This window comes from Synechococcus sp. R6-7, from assembly GCF_047461695.1.
Lineage (GTDB): Bacteria > Cyanobacteriota > Cyanobacteriia > Thermostichales > Thermostichaceae > Thermostichus.
Genome location: NZ_JANSHS010000022.1, coordinates 13,594 through 26,825 on the forward strand (window position 1 = coordinate 13,594; position 13,232 = coordinate 26,825).

Annotated in this window: 11 protein-coding genes, 1 tRNA gene and 1 riboswitch; of the genes, 8 read left to right on the forward strand and 4 right to left on the reverse strand. The window is 59.6% G+C overall.

All coding sequences use genetic code 11. The features are described 5' to 3' along the window. Positions 1-65 precede the first annotated feature (65 nt). The 5 genes from NW815_RS00790 to NW815_RS00810 all read left to right on the forward strand — a co-directional run bounded on the left by NW815_RS00790 (position 66) and on the right by NW815_RS00810 (position 6,110). Positions 66-2,096: a hypothetical protein gene (locus tag NW815_RS00790; protein WP_414390995.1), complete on the forward strand. Its 2,031-nt coding sequence runs from the start codon at positions 66-68 to the stop codon at positions 2,094-2,096. Positions 2,097-2,465: 369 nt separating this feature from the next. Next, on the forward strand, positions 2,466-4,295 hold the full coding sequence (locus NW815_RS00795; RefSeq protein ID WP_414390996.1) for a tetratricopeptide repeat protein: 1,830 nt from the start codon (positions 2,466-2,468) through the stop codon (positions 4,293-4,295). Between the two features lie 107 nt (positions 4,296-4,402). Then, on the forward strand, positions 4,403-4,843 hold the full coding sequence (locus NW815_RS00800) for a tetratricopeptide repeat protein (protein WP_414390998.1): 441 nt from the start codon (positions 4,403-4,405) through the stop codon (positions 4,841-4,843). Positions 4,844-5,027: 184 nt separating this feature from the next. Continuing rightward, complete coding sequence (locus NW815_RS00805; protein ID WP_414391000.1) at positions 5,028-5,543, forward strand: hypothetical protein; 516 nt, start codon at positions 5,028-5,030, stop codon at positions 5,541-5,543. A gap of 48 nt (positions 5,544-5,591) precedes the next feature. Continuing rightward, positions 5,592-6,110, forward strand: coding sequence for a MogA/MoaB family molybdenum cofactor biosynthesis protein (locus tag NW815_RS00810; RefSeq protein WP_414391002.1), 519 nt, complete (start codon positions 5,592-5,594; stop codon positions 6,108-6,110). A 28-nt stretch (positions 6,111-6,138) separates the two neighbouring features. Here the strand turns inward: NW815_RS00810 and metK are convergent, their stop codons facing one another. Beyond that, positions 6,139-7,398: a methionine adenosyltransferase gene (gene metK, locus NW815_RS00815; protein WP_041436796.1), complete on the reverse strand. Its 1,260-nt coding sequence runs from the start codon at positions 7,396-7,398 to the stop codon at positions 6,139-6,141. 298 nt (positions 7,399-7,696) lie between these two features. After that, positions 7,697-7,808: riboswitch (SAM riboswitch) on the reverse strand. Positions 7,809-7,875: 67 nt separating this feature from the next. After that, positions 7,876-8,244 (reverse strand): hypothetical protein, encoded by a 369-nt coding sequence (locus tag NW815_RS00820; protein WP_011434147.1) that lies wholly within the window; start codon positions 8,242-8,244, stop codon positions 7,876-7,878. Between the two features lie 159 nt (positions 8,245-8,403). Here NW815_RS00820 and cobO point away from each other — a divergent pair, with 159 nt between their 5' ends. Together cobO and NW815_RS00830 are read left to right on the forward strand one after the other, a co-directional pair. Continuing rightward, positions 8,404-9,150, forward strand: a complete 747-nt coding sequence (cobO, locus tag NW815_RS00825) for a cob(I)yrinic acid a,c-diamide adenosyltransferase (RefSeq protein WP_414391003.1) — start codon at positions 8,404-8,406, stop codon at positions 9,148-9,150. Between the two features lie 16 nt (positions 9,151-9,166). Beyond that, positions 9,167-10,579 (forward strand): cobyrinate a,c-diamide synthase, encoded by a 1,413-nt coding sequence (locus NW815_RS00830; RefSeq protein WP_414415618.1) that lies wholly within the window; start codon positions 9,167-9,169, stop codon positions 10,577-10,579. Here NW815_RS00830 and NW815_RS00835 read toward each other — a convergent pair. After that, positions 10,576-11,823, reverse strand: a complete 1,248-nt coding sequence (locus NW815_RS00835; protein ID WP_414388722.1) for a URC4/urg3 family protein — start codon at positions 11,821-11,823, stop codon at positions 10,576-10,578. The genes NW815_RS00830 and NW815_RS00835 overlap by 4 nt on opposite strands. Positions 11,824-12,308: 485 nt before the next feature. Here NW815_RS00835 and NW815_RS00840 point away from each other — a divergent pair, with 485 nt between their 5' ends. Next, positions 12,309-12,656, forward strand: coding sequence for a DUF1815 family protein (locus tag NW815_RS00840; RefSeq protein ID WP_414388721.1), 348 nt, complete (start codon positions 12,309-12,311; stop codon positions 12,654-12,656). Positions 12,657-12,956: 300 nt separating this feature from the next. On the opposite strand, the gene NW815_RS00845 is transcribed toward NW815_RS00840, so the two are convergent. Then, positions 12,957-13,029: transfer RNA gene (locus NW815_RS00845), tRNA-Glu, on the reverse strand. Positions 13,030-13,232 lie beyond the last annotated feature (203 nt).

The window sequence follows — 13,232 nt, forward strand, 5'->3', positions numbered from 1 at the left end:
AATGAAGCGAAGGCCCGTTTGTCCAGACTTTTGCCGAGAAAATGGGTTGGTTGGGGAGGCCAGCAATGGCGAGAGCAGCTCAGGCGGAAGAAAAGAGCCATTGGCGGGGGAAGCCATCTCCCTTCCAAAGTGTGATGGGCTGGGCAGGCAGTGGGCTGACCCAGGCTTGTGTAGATCACTATCGGAGATTGTTGCAGGCAGGAGCCGATCCGGGCCGGGTCTTGTTTTTGGTGCGGAGTCAACGGCAAGCGGATGAGGTGTTGCGGCGCTTGCAGCAGTCCAGTTCGGGCTTGGTGGGGCCGTGGCGGATCGAGACGTTCTTGCAGCGGGTTGGGCGCTCTCTGGCCGATCATTGGCCGCAGGTGTGTGCCCGCCTTCCTCAGTTGCCTCCTCAGTTTGAGCCGATCCCCTTGGCCAAAGATCTCACTCAATTTCTCTGCGAACGAGCCTGCGCTTTGTGCCCTCGGCATGGGGAAGCCTTTGCCGGGGTCGGGCTCAAGGAGTTCCAGATCTGGGATCAGATTAGCAGTGCTGCTTATATTGCGGGGGCTTCGGGTTTGCCGGCAGAGGTGGTGGGATCCCGGCTGGCCCGGGCTTGGCCCGAGGAGGCAGATCCGCGGCGGGCAGAGGCTTTGCAGGCAATGGGCTGCTGTGTGGGGCGGCTGTGGGAGGCAGCACTTCGGTTGGGATCCCTGGATTTTGGCCTGCAAATTCGGCTGTTTGGCGAGCACATCCTGCCGCTGGCGGAGTTTTGGCAAGAGTGGGATCACCTGATTGTGGATCAGGCGGAAGACAGTTGTGCCGTGGCGCTGGAGTTTTACCGGCAGGGGCAATCCCATCTGCAAAGTCAATTTTTCAGCTACACCCTTGGTGGTGGGGTTTCCTTGACCGGGATCCCGGAAGCTGTGGCCGACTTCTTGATGGAAAAAACGCAGGTTCAGTTTCTGGAGGGGAGCCATCGCGCTTCAGCAGGCATGATCCGCTTGGGGGTGCAGATTGCGCGGGTGCTGGATCCCCCGTTTTCTCATCCGCTGCCTGAGCCGAAGGGGGGGGAGCTGCCGCTGGTGCAAACGCTGGAGGAAGAGACCCAGTTTGCGGCAGTGGAGGTGATGGTTGCTCAAATTCGCCGGCTTTTGGGGGCCGGGATCCCGGCCCATCGCATTGCTGTTTTGCTGCCCCGTATGGATGCGGGGGTGAGCCTGAGCTTGCAGGAGCAGTTGTCGGAAGTGCCGGTTTTGCCGATTGCCCCCTTCCCGGCCTTGATCCGCTATCCTTTGGTGCGGGCGGTGCTGACGGCAGCAGAATTGGCCCATCCCGAGTGGGGTGCTTTTCCCACTTTGCCGGCTTGGCGGCTGATGTTGAGCTGGGTGCTGGGGCTGGATCCCATCCGGGCAGCTCTGTTGGCCGAAGATACCTGGGATCCGGTGGGGCGTTCTCTGCGTCCCCGAACAGCAGTACGGCAGCCGGAGCGGGTGGGGTTTGCCAACCTGGAGCGCTACCAGCGACTGTTCGATTGGCTGCGCGGCTATCGTCCCGGCCCTTCATTGGCCGCTTTCTTCCAGCAGTTTTTTGCCGATCACTTGGCCTCGGCGATTGCTTCCCCTCAGGATCAAGAGCTGCTGCGCGTGTTGATGGAAGCGGCACGGCGGTTTCGCCAGGCCTTCCCCGCCGAAGGGGATCCCGCCTTTTTGGCCATGATCCGCTCGGGACAGACCCCCAGCAGCAGCCGCTTCGAGCCCGACTATTCCCGTTACTTGGTAGTTGCAACTCCGGGGGCCTACATCACTCGGGGTTTGGAGGCGGATTACCAATTTTGGTTTGATATCACCAACCCCAGCTGGTCCCGCTCCCTCTGGCATGTGCTCTACAACAGCCGTGTGCTGACGCCGGAATGGGACGGGGAGGTTTTCGATGCGGCGCGGGATTTACAGGCGCGTCAACAGATTTTGGCCCGCACGCTGCTGAACCTCTGTTGCCGCACTCAGAAGGGGCTGTGGCTGGTGCGCTCCAATTTTAATTATCGCGGCGAGGAGAACACCAGTATTCTGGACTACCTGATTTTGAAGGGGTTGAAGGCCATGGCAACCGCCGGCTAAGGGAGAGCCTATCCTGAAAGGGTGCTGGCAACTCAGGCCTCCAAGAAATCGGGGGATGCACTGCAGGAATGGTCAAAGGCAAGGGTTTTAGAAGAGCGGCGCAGCCGCCCCTCTTATTGTGGGGGTAGGAGTCGGCGGCAAAGTGTCTTAATCTTGTTTGAAACAACGATAAAGCAATACAGCAGAGCCTTTCCAAGAAATGGCTGGCCGGGATCCCTCTCAGGCAGGGGTAAGACTGATGACCTTGGGTGGCGCAGAGGGCCGGCGTCTCAAGCCGGCTGGAAACGGCTGTGGGCACTCCCTCTGTCTTCCAACACAGTCGAGTATCGAGTAGAGTGGGGGCGCCTGCTTTGATTTGGATTGGGTTTTGTGAATCCAGCTACCCCTCCTGCTGCGCCCTCGTCCCGCCGCTTTCCCCTTCGTCGCGTAGCAATGGTGGCCCTCACTGCCGGCTTCTTGGCGGGGTTAGGAGCGGGGGGCTATGCCTTACTGCAGCGGCTACGGCTGCAGATGCACCGGGATCTGATCTTCTATCGGTACACCGTCTTTTCTGAGTTTGGCTATGGAGGCTCGCCAGCGTTCGATCCCGGCCAAAGTGATCGCTGGTTTCCTCTTACCTATCCGGTGTTGGCCCGCTGGGGGGGATCCGCCGACCCGAGCCGCCGCAGCTACGCCTTCTACACCTTGCAAAGCCATGGCCTGCCCTACAGCCGTTGGTGGTTGGAGGATCGGCTGCGGCAAAATTCGGCTCAGTTTTTCGCCCCAGCAGCTCTGTTCGGGGGCTATGACTACTCAAGCGGGCAGGAGACTGCGCCTCAATACGAGCTGTTTGGGCTGGATCGGCCAGAGTCGGTGCAGCGCCTCACCGAGCTGGCCTTGGCCGGGATCCAAGCCGATAGCCCCGAGTGGAGTTTTAATCTCAACTGGCTCAACAGCTTGCTGACCCAAGAAGAATTTCCCTTGCGAGATCAGGTCTACAGAGCGCTGCTCCCCGCCTTGGAAAGCAGCTCTCCGCAGCGGGCAAAGAAACTCTTGAGCGCCTTGCCCTACGAGGAGGGAAGGATCCCCTCTTGGGCGCTGTCGCAGGTGCAGGCGGTGCGGCAGCGGGTTGCGGGGAATGTTTCTCCATACACTGATGTTTATGGGCGTGCCGGCCAAGTGTTGATCCTAGAACAGCCGACGGTGCAAACGGTGCGCCCTTTGTACGAAGATTTACCGCCCCCATCCCGACACTTTTTTCTGCTGCAGATAGCGGATCCAGAAACTCTCCCCCCTGCCGCTCAGGTGTTGCTGCGCAGCGTGGTGGGCGATGATGCTGACCCGCAGCGGTTTTTGGCGGCGGCTCTTCTCTACTTAAAAGGGGATCCCAGTGGGGAGCCGCTGCTGCAGAAGGCTCTCAACGAGGACTTTGCCTCTCTTCACGGCATCGACGACCACCTGGTTTTGCTGCAGTTGGCAGAAGCTTTTCCCAATTCCCGCTTTACGCAAGCTTGCCGGGAATACGCCCGCATTCGGGGGGGCAGCTATTTTGGCCATTCCCTCTACAACCCCGAGACCGGCGAACCGATCCCGCGGCCTTTCCCCCCGGCAGAGGAAGAGACCCTTTGGCGGACTTGGCTGACCGTCTACCCGAATCATCCCGGTGCCGACGATGCCCTCTTCTGGCTGACACGCACCTTGGAGTGGCAGGGCAAAAGGGAAGAAGCACTGGTCCTTTTGGCCAATTGGCTGGCGGATCCCTTCGGCGATGGAGACATGCGCTACGTCTTGCGCCGCCGCCTGCTTTTGCTCTTAGACAGCGGTGCAACCCCCAGCGAGTTGCAAGCTTTTCTCGACCGCCACGGCGAGCATCCTCTGGCCGCCGCCGTCCGCTATGCTCTGGCGGTTCGCTTCGCCCGCGAACACCGCTACGACCTAGCCCTGCAGCTGACGGAAAATCTGGCTTTGGATGCTGTGTTGGATCGCTACCCCTTGCTGGATGGCGGCTACTGGCTGGACGACTGGGATCCCGTGCCCGCCAGCCGCACCCCTCTGCAACCGAAAATCCAGGCCCAACGAGAACGCTGGCGCCAATTGAGCCGTTGGCAAGCCCAATCCACTCCCCAACAACGCTATCAACTGGCCGCCCACTGGGCCGCTGCCGACGGTTGGCGCAATGGGTACCTGTGGCTGTTTAACAAACCCGTGCCGGTGGCCTGAGTGGGGATGCTGATGGAAGTGCGCCGCCGCAACCAGCTTCCTCCAGTTCTCTATCGGACTATCAGCGGGCCAATCACCATGCTGTAGCAGCAGAGTTACTCGGCTCTGTGCTGGCGGATCCCACCGCCCCTGCCCATCTTCAGGAAGAAAGCCTGTACCGGCAGGTGCTGATCCTCTACCGCCAGTACACCACCTACCCTCCCGAGGAAACGGCAGCCATCTGTCCGCTGCCGGGCTTCCCCCCAGGAGTGACAGAAGATACCAGCTTGTTCGACACGTCACTGCCGGACTACGTGGATCCTGGCAGCCTCAGCTACAGCTACTTTCTGGAAGCCAAAGCCCTGCAGGATGGCTATGCCCGCCAGGCGATCTACGCCGGCAATGAGCTGCTGAACCGCTTCCCCCAGAGCCGCCATGCCGGGGATGTGCTCATGGCTCTGTACGGCCTGACGGGAGATGTCGCCTTCCTAGGACGGCTGCTGACGCAGTTTCCTGATAGCGAGCGCGCTCTGGAGGCAGCGCTTGAGCTGGGGCCCGTCAGCCACTGAGTCTTTAAGCGTACCGCAGCTTTGCAGCTTTATAGCCTCTTCACAGAGCCTTCATGAAAGGCAAATAGGGGTATTCTTGGACGAGAGCTGTCTTGCGAGATCCAGGGAGAAAGGCTTTATCTCCCCTTTGTCTCGGCGGATCTGGACTAGCTTGGGTTGAGTTTCCTTGGGCTGCCATGGGCTGATGGATCCTGCCACCTTTCTGGAGCACTATGGGTTTGAGCTGGAAGGTCAACCCAGCCAGGTTTGGGTGGAGCGCTGGAGCCAGTTGTTCCCGGATCTTTGGATCCCGGCAGCCTTGCTAGAAGCCCTCTACCAGGGGCGGTACAAGGCCGCCTCTGTGGAGCAGCTTCTCCGCCTTTGGCAGCGTCGCGGCTCTCCTCATCTTACCTTTCCCCCAGAAATCGGCCAGTTCCTTTGGCAGGAGCAGCAGGAGCTGATCCGCTCTTTGGCTTCGGCTGCCCTTGCCTGTTCTCCGTTGCCGCCGGTACCCCTCGCAGGATCCCTGTTTTCCCGAGAACCGGCCATATCTCTAAACTTGTTGTTGGAGCAGTTGCAGGAGCTTCCCCCCAAGCTGCGCCGCCTGCTTGCCCAGTCCCCTCCTCCCCAACTCGCCCGTGCTGGTGGGGCAGAGTCCTCAGGGATCCTAGAGCTCCAGCAGACGGTCGTTGACCCTCCAACTCCTGCCGAGCCCCCTTAGGGACAGTCTTGATGGGCTTGCCACTCTCTTTCCTCAGGGATCCTGGCCATGAACTTTCCCCTCGATTGCGACAGCGGTGCGGAGCACATTTTTGCCGCCTTGCCCTGTGGGGTGATCACCGTCAGCGACACGCGCACCCCTGAAACCGATCACAGCGGCCAGTTTATCTGCACAGCCCTCCAGGAGTCCGGCCACCGGGTGGAGAGATATTGCATTCTCCGAGATGAACCGCAGCTCATTCGAGAGCAGGTTCAGGATTGGGCCGGATCCCTGCCGGTGATCTTGTTGAATGGTGGCACAGGCATCGCCCCCCGCGACACCACTTACGACGCCATCGAGGCTCTCCTGGAAAAGACCTTGCCCGGCTTTGGGGAGATCTTCCGCCAGCTCAGCTATGCCCAGATTGGCAGTCGGGCCATCGCCTCTCGGGCCATCGCCGGGATCCACGGAAAGTGCTTGATCTTTTCCATGCCTGGCTCCCCAGCAGCCGTGCAACTGGCTATGCGCAGCCTGATCCTGCCGGAGCTACCCCACCTGGTTAAGCAACTGCACCAGGGCAAGCATTGAGGCAGCAGGCCGTCTTAGTGATCCCCTCTTAGGCCAAGAGGGCAGTCGCCTTGGCAAGAGCCTCCTCCCGCAGCAGAGCGGCTTTATCGGTGCGCTCCCAGGGCAGATCCAGGTGAGTTTGCCCGAAGTGACCATAGACCGCTACATTTTGGTAGAAGCGTCCCCCCCGTTGGCGGGGCAGCTCCCGCAGTTGGAACTGGGCCAAAATGGCTGCCGGCCTCAGATCGAAGTGGCGCTGCACCAGCCGCAACAGCTCTTCGTCGGGGATGCGCCCTGTGCCAAAGGTTTCCACCAAAATGTTGATGGGGCGGGCTACCCCAATGGCGTAGCTCACCTGCACTTCACATTTTTGCGCCAAGCCAGCTGCCACGATGTTCTTGGCCACGTAACGAGCCGCATAGGCAGCGCTGCGATCCACCTTGGTGGGATCCTTGCCGGAGAAGGCCCCGCCCCCATGGCGAGAATAGCCGCCGTAGGTATCGACGATGATCTTGCGTCCGGTCAGGCCCGCATCTCCCTGAGGGCCGCCGATGACAAACTTGCCGGTGGGATTGGTGAGGAAGCGGGTGTGGCTATCCGGCTTGATGGGCAGCTCGGCAAACACCGGCGTGACCACTGCCTCCCAGAGATCGGCGCGGATCCGCTCTTGCACCGCCGCCTCTTCCGTAATGGCGCCAATCGTGGGTGTGTGCTGGGTGGAGATGAGCAGGGTGTGAATGCCCACCGGGCGACCTTCCTCATAGGCCACAGTCACCTGCGTTTTGCCATCCGGGCGCAGATAGGGCAGGGTGCCGTTTTTGCGAACCGTGGCCAACTGGCGGCTGAGGCGGTGGGCCAAGCTAATGGGCAAGGGCATCAACTCGGGAGTTTCATCGCAGGCAAAGCCAAACATCAACCCCTGATCCCCGGCCCCGACCAAGTCGAATTGATCTTCCTGGGAGCCGCGACTTTCCAGGGCCATGTTCACCCCTTGGGCAATATCGGGAGATTGCTCATCGAAAGCCACCAACACCGCGCAGCTTTCTGCACAAAACCCATTCTTGGCATCGGTATAGCCAATTTCGGCCACCTTGTCCCGCACCAGACGGGTGAAGTTGACCTGCGCTTGCGAGGTGATCTCCCCGGTCAACAAAACCAGGCCCGTATTGACCACCACCTCGGCGGCCACCCGACTGAGGGGATCCGCCGTCAAGAGGGCATCCACGATGGCATCGGAGATCTGATCGCAGATTTTGTCGGGGTGCCCCTCCGTCACCGACTCCGAGGAAAACAAAAACGACTTGGACAACGAACCTTCTCCTTAAAAGCTAGAACTGAGAACCTGAACAAAAAACAAGGCTCACCCGCTCGTTCATTATCCGTCGGAGAAAGAGCCAACCAGGGATCCCCAGGTGCTCCGCACCAGCCCCAACTCAGCCAGAGGAAAGGCCCAGCAACCAGCAAGCGTTCTGCACCGCTGACGCACCAGCACTGCCGCGAAGGCCTTGCCCCGCTGCCGCGACCAGAGCTATGGGAGCTGCTAAAGGATAAAGTTGCCAGAAAAGCCCCCCGCCAAAGAGGGCTATCCTCTAGAGAAAACTTTATTGCCTTTATCTTTCGGTTACTGACTAACCGCAGGAATTGGCACCGTAGCGGAGGCTTCCGCCGGGTTGCCGCAGCTTCATTGGGCCTGGTCCCTCAGTCTGCTCTGGATAAAGAACGGAACTTGTCCCTATAGTACCCCCAACCTCCGCCCATTTGTCAAAAAAATAAGCTGTGGGCGGCTTCAGCCAAACAGACCCTGCCACCAGTCTGTCCCCTGAGCGGCTTTGAGAAAGAATGCGCCGGCCAAGCCCAGGGGGGAGAGAACGCCGAGAAAGCCAACTGTCCCCAATCCCCAAGCCAAGCGGTGCAGATGCTTTTTGTCGGCAGGATTTGGCGTCGTTTCGGCTGAGATGGCCAACAGGGATCCCAAGGCTGCCAATAGGGATCCCCCCAGACCTGCAAAGTAGCTGGGCGCTAGCCACGGTTGCAACTCGGCGGCAGATACGACTTGGATGCGGGGCAAGACTTGAAAACACCCTATTGCCAGCACTGCCCAGATGAAGCAGTACATTAGCAGGCTATCTCGGAAAGCAGCAGCCGGTTCTCTCATGATCCCAGCCAATGCAACCAGATGAGGGATTAGGATGGGGGCGGTCTGCTGTGGGGGAACTTGAGTTTGCCCTAACAGTCGCGTCAGCGGTGCAGTTCCCCTGCCGTAGGCACAGCACCTTCCCCTCAGCTTGTGTGGCGAATCTCAATTTTTATGATTATGGCCCAACCCGCCCTGTCTGGCTGGCCTGCACCGGCTTCGGGATCCCAGCCCCTGCCCCCCTCGACAACAGAACTTGAGGCTGCTTGCGATAGCGGTGCGGAGTCTTCACCGGGCGCAGAGGCCGACCCAAACTGGCGGCATCGCCAAAGAATGCAAAAACGCCAGCAGATCCAGCGGCAGCGTCTGTCGGGCATGCGAGATGACAAGGGCTTGATCATCGTGCACACGGGGCAGGGCAAGGGCAAGACCACGGCTGCCTTCGGCATGATCTTCCGCGCCCTCGGCCAGGGATTGTCGGTGGGGGTGGTGCAATTTATCAAGGGGGCCTGGGATCCAGGAGAAGCCAAGCTATTGCGGAAATTGGCCGAGCATCCAGAGCTGGGCCTGGGGAAAATAGCTTTTTACGCCATGGGAGAGGGCTTTACCTGGGAAACCCAAGACCGGGAGCGAGACATCGCTCATGCACAGGCGGCCTGGGAAAAGGGGCGGGAGCTGTTCACCAGCGGGGAGTTTCAGTTGGTGCTTCTGGATGAGATCAATGTCGCCCTCAAGTTGGGATATCTCTCGCCGGACAGGGTGTTGGCCGGGCTAGCGGAGAAACCGGAGCGGGTTCACCTGATCTTGACGGGGCGGGGCGCGCCGGCAGCGTTGATCGACCGAGCCGATCTGGTGACGGAGATGACTTTGGTCAAGCATCCCTTCCGTGACCAGGGGATCAAGGCGCAAATCGGCATCGAGTTCTAACCCTTGGGCAGGAAAGATGGCCATTCTGCTAGCGGCGGCAGCAAGCGGCAGCGGCAAAACCACCATCACTCTGGCTCTGTTGGCCGCTCTGAGGCGACGGGGCCTGCGCATCCAACCGTTCAAGGTGGGGCCGGATTACATTGATCCTCTGTTTCACACGGCGGTGAGCGGGATCCCCTGTCGCACTTTGGATCCCTTCTTGACCGACGAGGACTTTGTGCAGCGCTGCTTTCGCCACCATTGCCAGGGCAAGGATGGAGCCATTGTGGAGGGGGTAATGGGCCTCTTCGATGGACGAGCGCCGGGATCCCTGCCCCTCCCCGAGGGCGGAACGGAGCCTTTTTTTGCCAGCAGCGCCCATGTGGCCCGCCTGCTCGGGATCCCTGTGGTGCTGGTGATCGATGGCAGCGGCATGGGAACGACGGTGGCCGCTTTGCTCTACGGCTTGAGCCGCTGGGATCCCCGCCTCTCCATTGCTGGGGTGATTTTCAACCGGGTGGCCTCGGAGCGGCATGGACAAATCTTGCAGCAGGCAGCGGCTGCAGCGGGGATCCCAGTCTTGGGCCAGTTTCCCCGGCGGGAGGATTTGCGGTTGCCCAGCCGACACCTGGGGTTGGTGCCTGTCTCAGAACTGGATCACTTCCCCCACTGGCAAGCTGCCTGGGCCGAGCTGGCCGAGCAACACGTCAATTGGGATAGCCTATTGCCCCTCATTCGGAGGCTTCCTCCAGCGGTAGGAGAGCTGTGGCCAGGGATCCCCCCTCTCACCGAAAGGACTCCGCCCCGCCGCTGCGAACAGGTACGGGTGGCGGTGGCCCAAGACCACGCCTTTAACTTCTACTACGCCGACAACTTGGATCTGTTGCGGGCCTGTGGAGCCGAGCTGCTGGAGTATTCCCCCCTCCAGGTGGGGCTATGGCCACCGGAGCCCTGCGACGGCGTGCTGCTGGGGGGAGGGTTCCCGGAATTGTTTGCAGCACCTCTATCTGAGAGCATTAACCAACGCCCGCTCCCGCCCGCCCACCCACCCCTCTATGCCGAGTGTGGCGGACTGATGGTGCTGGGCCAATCCCTCACCGATTTTCAGGGAAAGACCTACCCGATGGCCGGGCTATTACCCATCCAGGTAGACATGGCCGACCGGCTGTGTTTGGGCTACCGCGAAGCTGCGGTTTTGCGCCCAACCCTGCTGGCGCCAGCTGGGGATCGCCTGCGCGGGCATGAATTTCACCGCTCCCGCAGCACCCCCATCTCCCCCAGCCCAATCTACAGCTGGGGATCCCCCGCCCAGCTTCAACAGGAAGGATGGGCCACCGAGCGTCTTCACGCTTCGTACCTGCATCTGCACTGGGGATCCCGTCCCGACCTGGCCATGCGGCTGCTGCGAAGTTTCATAAGGATTACTCGGGGCCTGCCCATCCCCTCTTAGAACACCGTGCCATCGCTGAGCAGTTGGATGGGGGGAGAAGCATCTGGCCTGAGCTGGGCAGCGATTTGCCGCCCTGCCGTCCAGGTTCCCCCTTGCAGTATTTTCACCAGGGGCAACTCCTGGGCAGAGCAGCCAAGCCTTTCCCGGATTAAGGAGGCAACTTGATCCAGCAAAATCACCGTCAGGGCTCGCCACTCCACAATCACCGTCGAATCTGGGGGATGCGGTTGCTGCCCAATCTCCGGCTGCTTGAGCTGGATCACCCCCAAATCCACAAACAGCCCCCCGTTGCGATACTCCGCCAAACCCGTCAGCTCATCCAAACCCCCGATTGGGATCCCCTCCTGCTGCAACGGCTCCAGCAGGGAATAGGTCATCCATTGGGACAACTTGTGAAAAGGCACCCAATGGCTCCCCGGCTCTGTTTGGGGCAGGTGGGGATAGGGCCAGACATCCCCCAGAGGGATCCCGGCCAGCGAGACTCGCCCAGGCCAAATGGGGCCAACCCCCCTCTGAACCGCCTGGAAGACCTGTGCTGCCTCGATCCCACCGCTGGGATCCTCAGGCTGGATGGCGTCCCACAACCGGCCTGGACGAGGAAGATTGTGACCGGATCCAAAGTAATGAGGTTGAGCCCGCAAAGTTTGTGCCAACCTTTGCAGCAGTTGCCAGCGCCCCTCCAGTCCCAGTAAAGGATTTTCCGGCCCCACCTGGAAAGCTGCTGCCAAATCCGCCAAGGTGATCCGCTCCAGGCCCGCCGCATCCACCTGCAGAGGCTGCTGGGGATCGCTGGAAAACCCACCTCGCCAGAACCAGTCGAAACTGGCCAAGGCCAAACCTTCGGAACGACCCACCACCGCCTGACCTTCTGGATCCCGGTACTTCCAGGCAGAGCCTGCCCCTGCGTCCAGCAACACGCTGACGATGGCCAGATCCCACTTGCATCGCAGCCGCTCCAGCGGATCCATGTCTTTAAGTCGATTTTCCAAACGGGCTAGGCGCTCCCCGGATCCCACCTGAAAATGTTGCCAGCGGCTGTGGAAGGGAATTTTCCCGTTGGGATAATGGGCCCGCATTGTGGTGATCACATAGTCGGCTACGGATCCCATCCGATTCAGGTCGAGGCGAAAGTGCTCTGATTCATCGGCCAAAACCCTTTCAAATAGCAACTGACAGCGATCCCGAATGGCTTGGGGACTCTGCAAATAAGCCACTCGTTTTTCCAGATCAACAGGTGTCAGCATCAAGCCGTTCCTTCTCAATTGTCCATGCCGAGAATTTTCTCAGCATAATCGGGCGGGAACCCACCTTGATCTGCATTCGTCTGCAAGCCTTGGCCCACTTGACACTCCCGCCGGTCTCTTGTCAAAAGACCGCGTCTTACTTCGCGATCGGTGAGACCCTTGCAAGAGAAAGCTTTGAGGCAACTGTCCTGCTGACGCGAGCAGCCGCTGAGCCATTTTGAGAAAAGACTGGGCGAGCACTGAGTGAGGATCCCAGTCGATAAGAGTGTTGACTCGGAGTAAACTTTGATGTCTTTGTTAAGAGAAGTGTTGAATACTACATTTCACTGAGGTAGACCTTGCCTACTCTGTGGCCTTAATCACTTCCTTGAGGGATTGTCGATTGTTATGATAGATGTAATCCTAGTCCTAAGCATAAATTACTAGTTAGGTCATTTGCAGCTAGGCGGAGCCCCACAGAGGCCAATTCATTAGGGAGGAGTGTGATGTTCACACGGTTGGCGGAACAATACCGCAGCTATGTTCAAGATCTGGTGATGAGTTTGCAGGCTCTGGCCATCGTTTTGGAGAAGCGGGGCTACCTAGCCTCTTGCTACACCTGTGGTACGTCTTTCGAGAGTGCCTCGTTTATGGTCAGTTTACGAGAGGGGCACCTAATCCGCTTTTTGGTTTCCGAATGCTCCATTAGCTGGACAGAAATGCGGGATGACCGGGAGCTTATGAAATTGGAAGGGGCAGAGGCGATTCGCCAACTGCAGGAGCTGGCAGAGCTTATCAAAGATGAGCTGTTGGTCGCCGCCACGCCGGCTGAAGCTCTGGTGGCCAGCACCTGATCCTGGCAGGCCCTAGGTCTGCTCAAACCCAAGCCGTAGCCGATTGGGCAACTGGGCCCGACCTTCTAGAGGCTTTCCCAATCTTGGGGGGGGGCGAGGGCTGGATAGGAATCCTCCCCGATGGAGTTGCAGTTGGCTAACTGCCAATACCACTTGTGTCTGGATCCCAGATGACCCGCTCTCCCAGCTTGTATCTGGAGTGGTTTGTGGCAGCAAAGCCTCTCTGAGTAAAGTCTGAGTAAGGTGTCACCGCTGCCAGGGATCCCCTGTTGACGGCTTCATCTTATAACTCTGACCCAATACCCCCAAGGGGATTCGAACCCCTGTCGCATCCGTGAAAGGGATGTGTCCTAGGCCTCTAGACGATGGGGGCGCTCTCCGACAAGGCGATCCTAATCCTAAAGAAGGATAAGTAAGCTTGTCAACCTTTTAATCTGCATCCCCAGACCCACGCCCTGCCAAGTTCAGAATCAAGATCCCCAGCAAAGCCAGGCTCAGCAGGCTGGCAATCACAATCGGTTCATCTGGGATCACGTCCATCTTGGCTTCACCAAATTTTCGGGCTGGAGGCCCGCA

What these genes read in the sequence shown, in the direction of transcription:
- NW815_RS00790 (WP_414390995.1), top strand. Translation starts at nt 66, where the DNA reads ATGGCGAGAGCAGCTCAGGCGGAAGAAAAGAGCCATTGGCGGGGGAAG.
- NW815_RS00805 (WP_414391000.1), top strand. Translation starts at nt 5,028, where the DNA reads ATGGATCCTGCCACCTTTCTGGAGCACTATGGGTTTGAGCTGGAAGGT.
- NW815_RS00820 (WP_011434147.1), bottom strand. Translation starts at nt 8,244, where the DNA reads ATGAGAGAACCGGCTGCTGCTTTCCGAGATAGCCTGCTAATGTACTGC.
- NW815_RS00830 (WP_414415618.1), top strand. Translation starts at nt 9,167, where the DNA reads ATGGCCATTCTGCTAGCGGCGGCAGCAAGCGGCAGCGGCAAAACCACC.
- NW815_RS00840 (WP_414388721.1), top strand. Translation starts at nt 12,309, where the DNA reads ATGTTCACACGGTTGGCGGAACAATACCGCAGCTATGTTCAAGATCTG.
- cobO (WP_414391003.1), top strand. Translation starts at nt 8,404, where the DNA reads ATGGCCCAACCCGCCCTGTCTGGCTGGCCTGCACCGGCTTCGGGATCC.
- NW815_RS00810 (WP_414391002.1), top strand. Translation starts at nt 5,592, where the DNA reads ATGAACTTTCCCCTCGATTGCGACAGCGGTGCGGAGCACATTTTTGCC.
- NW815_RS00835 (WP_414388722.1), bottom strand. Translation starts at nt 11,823, where the DNA reads ATGCTGACACCTGTTGATCTGGAAAAACGAGTGGCTTATTTGCAGAGT.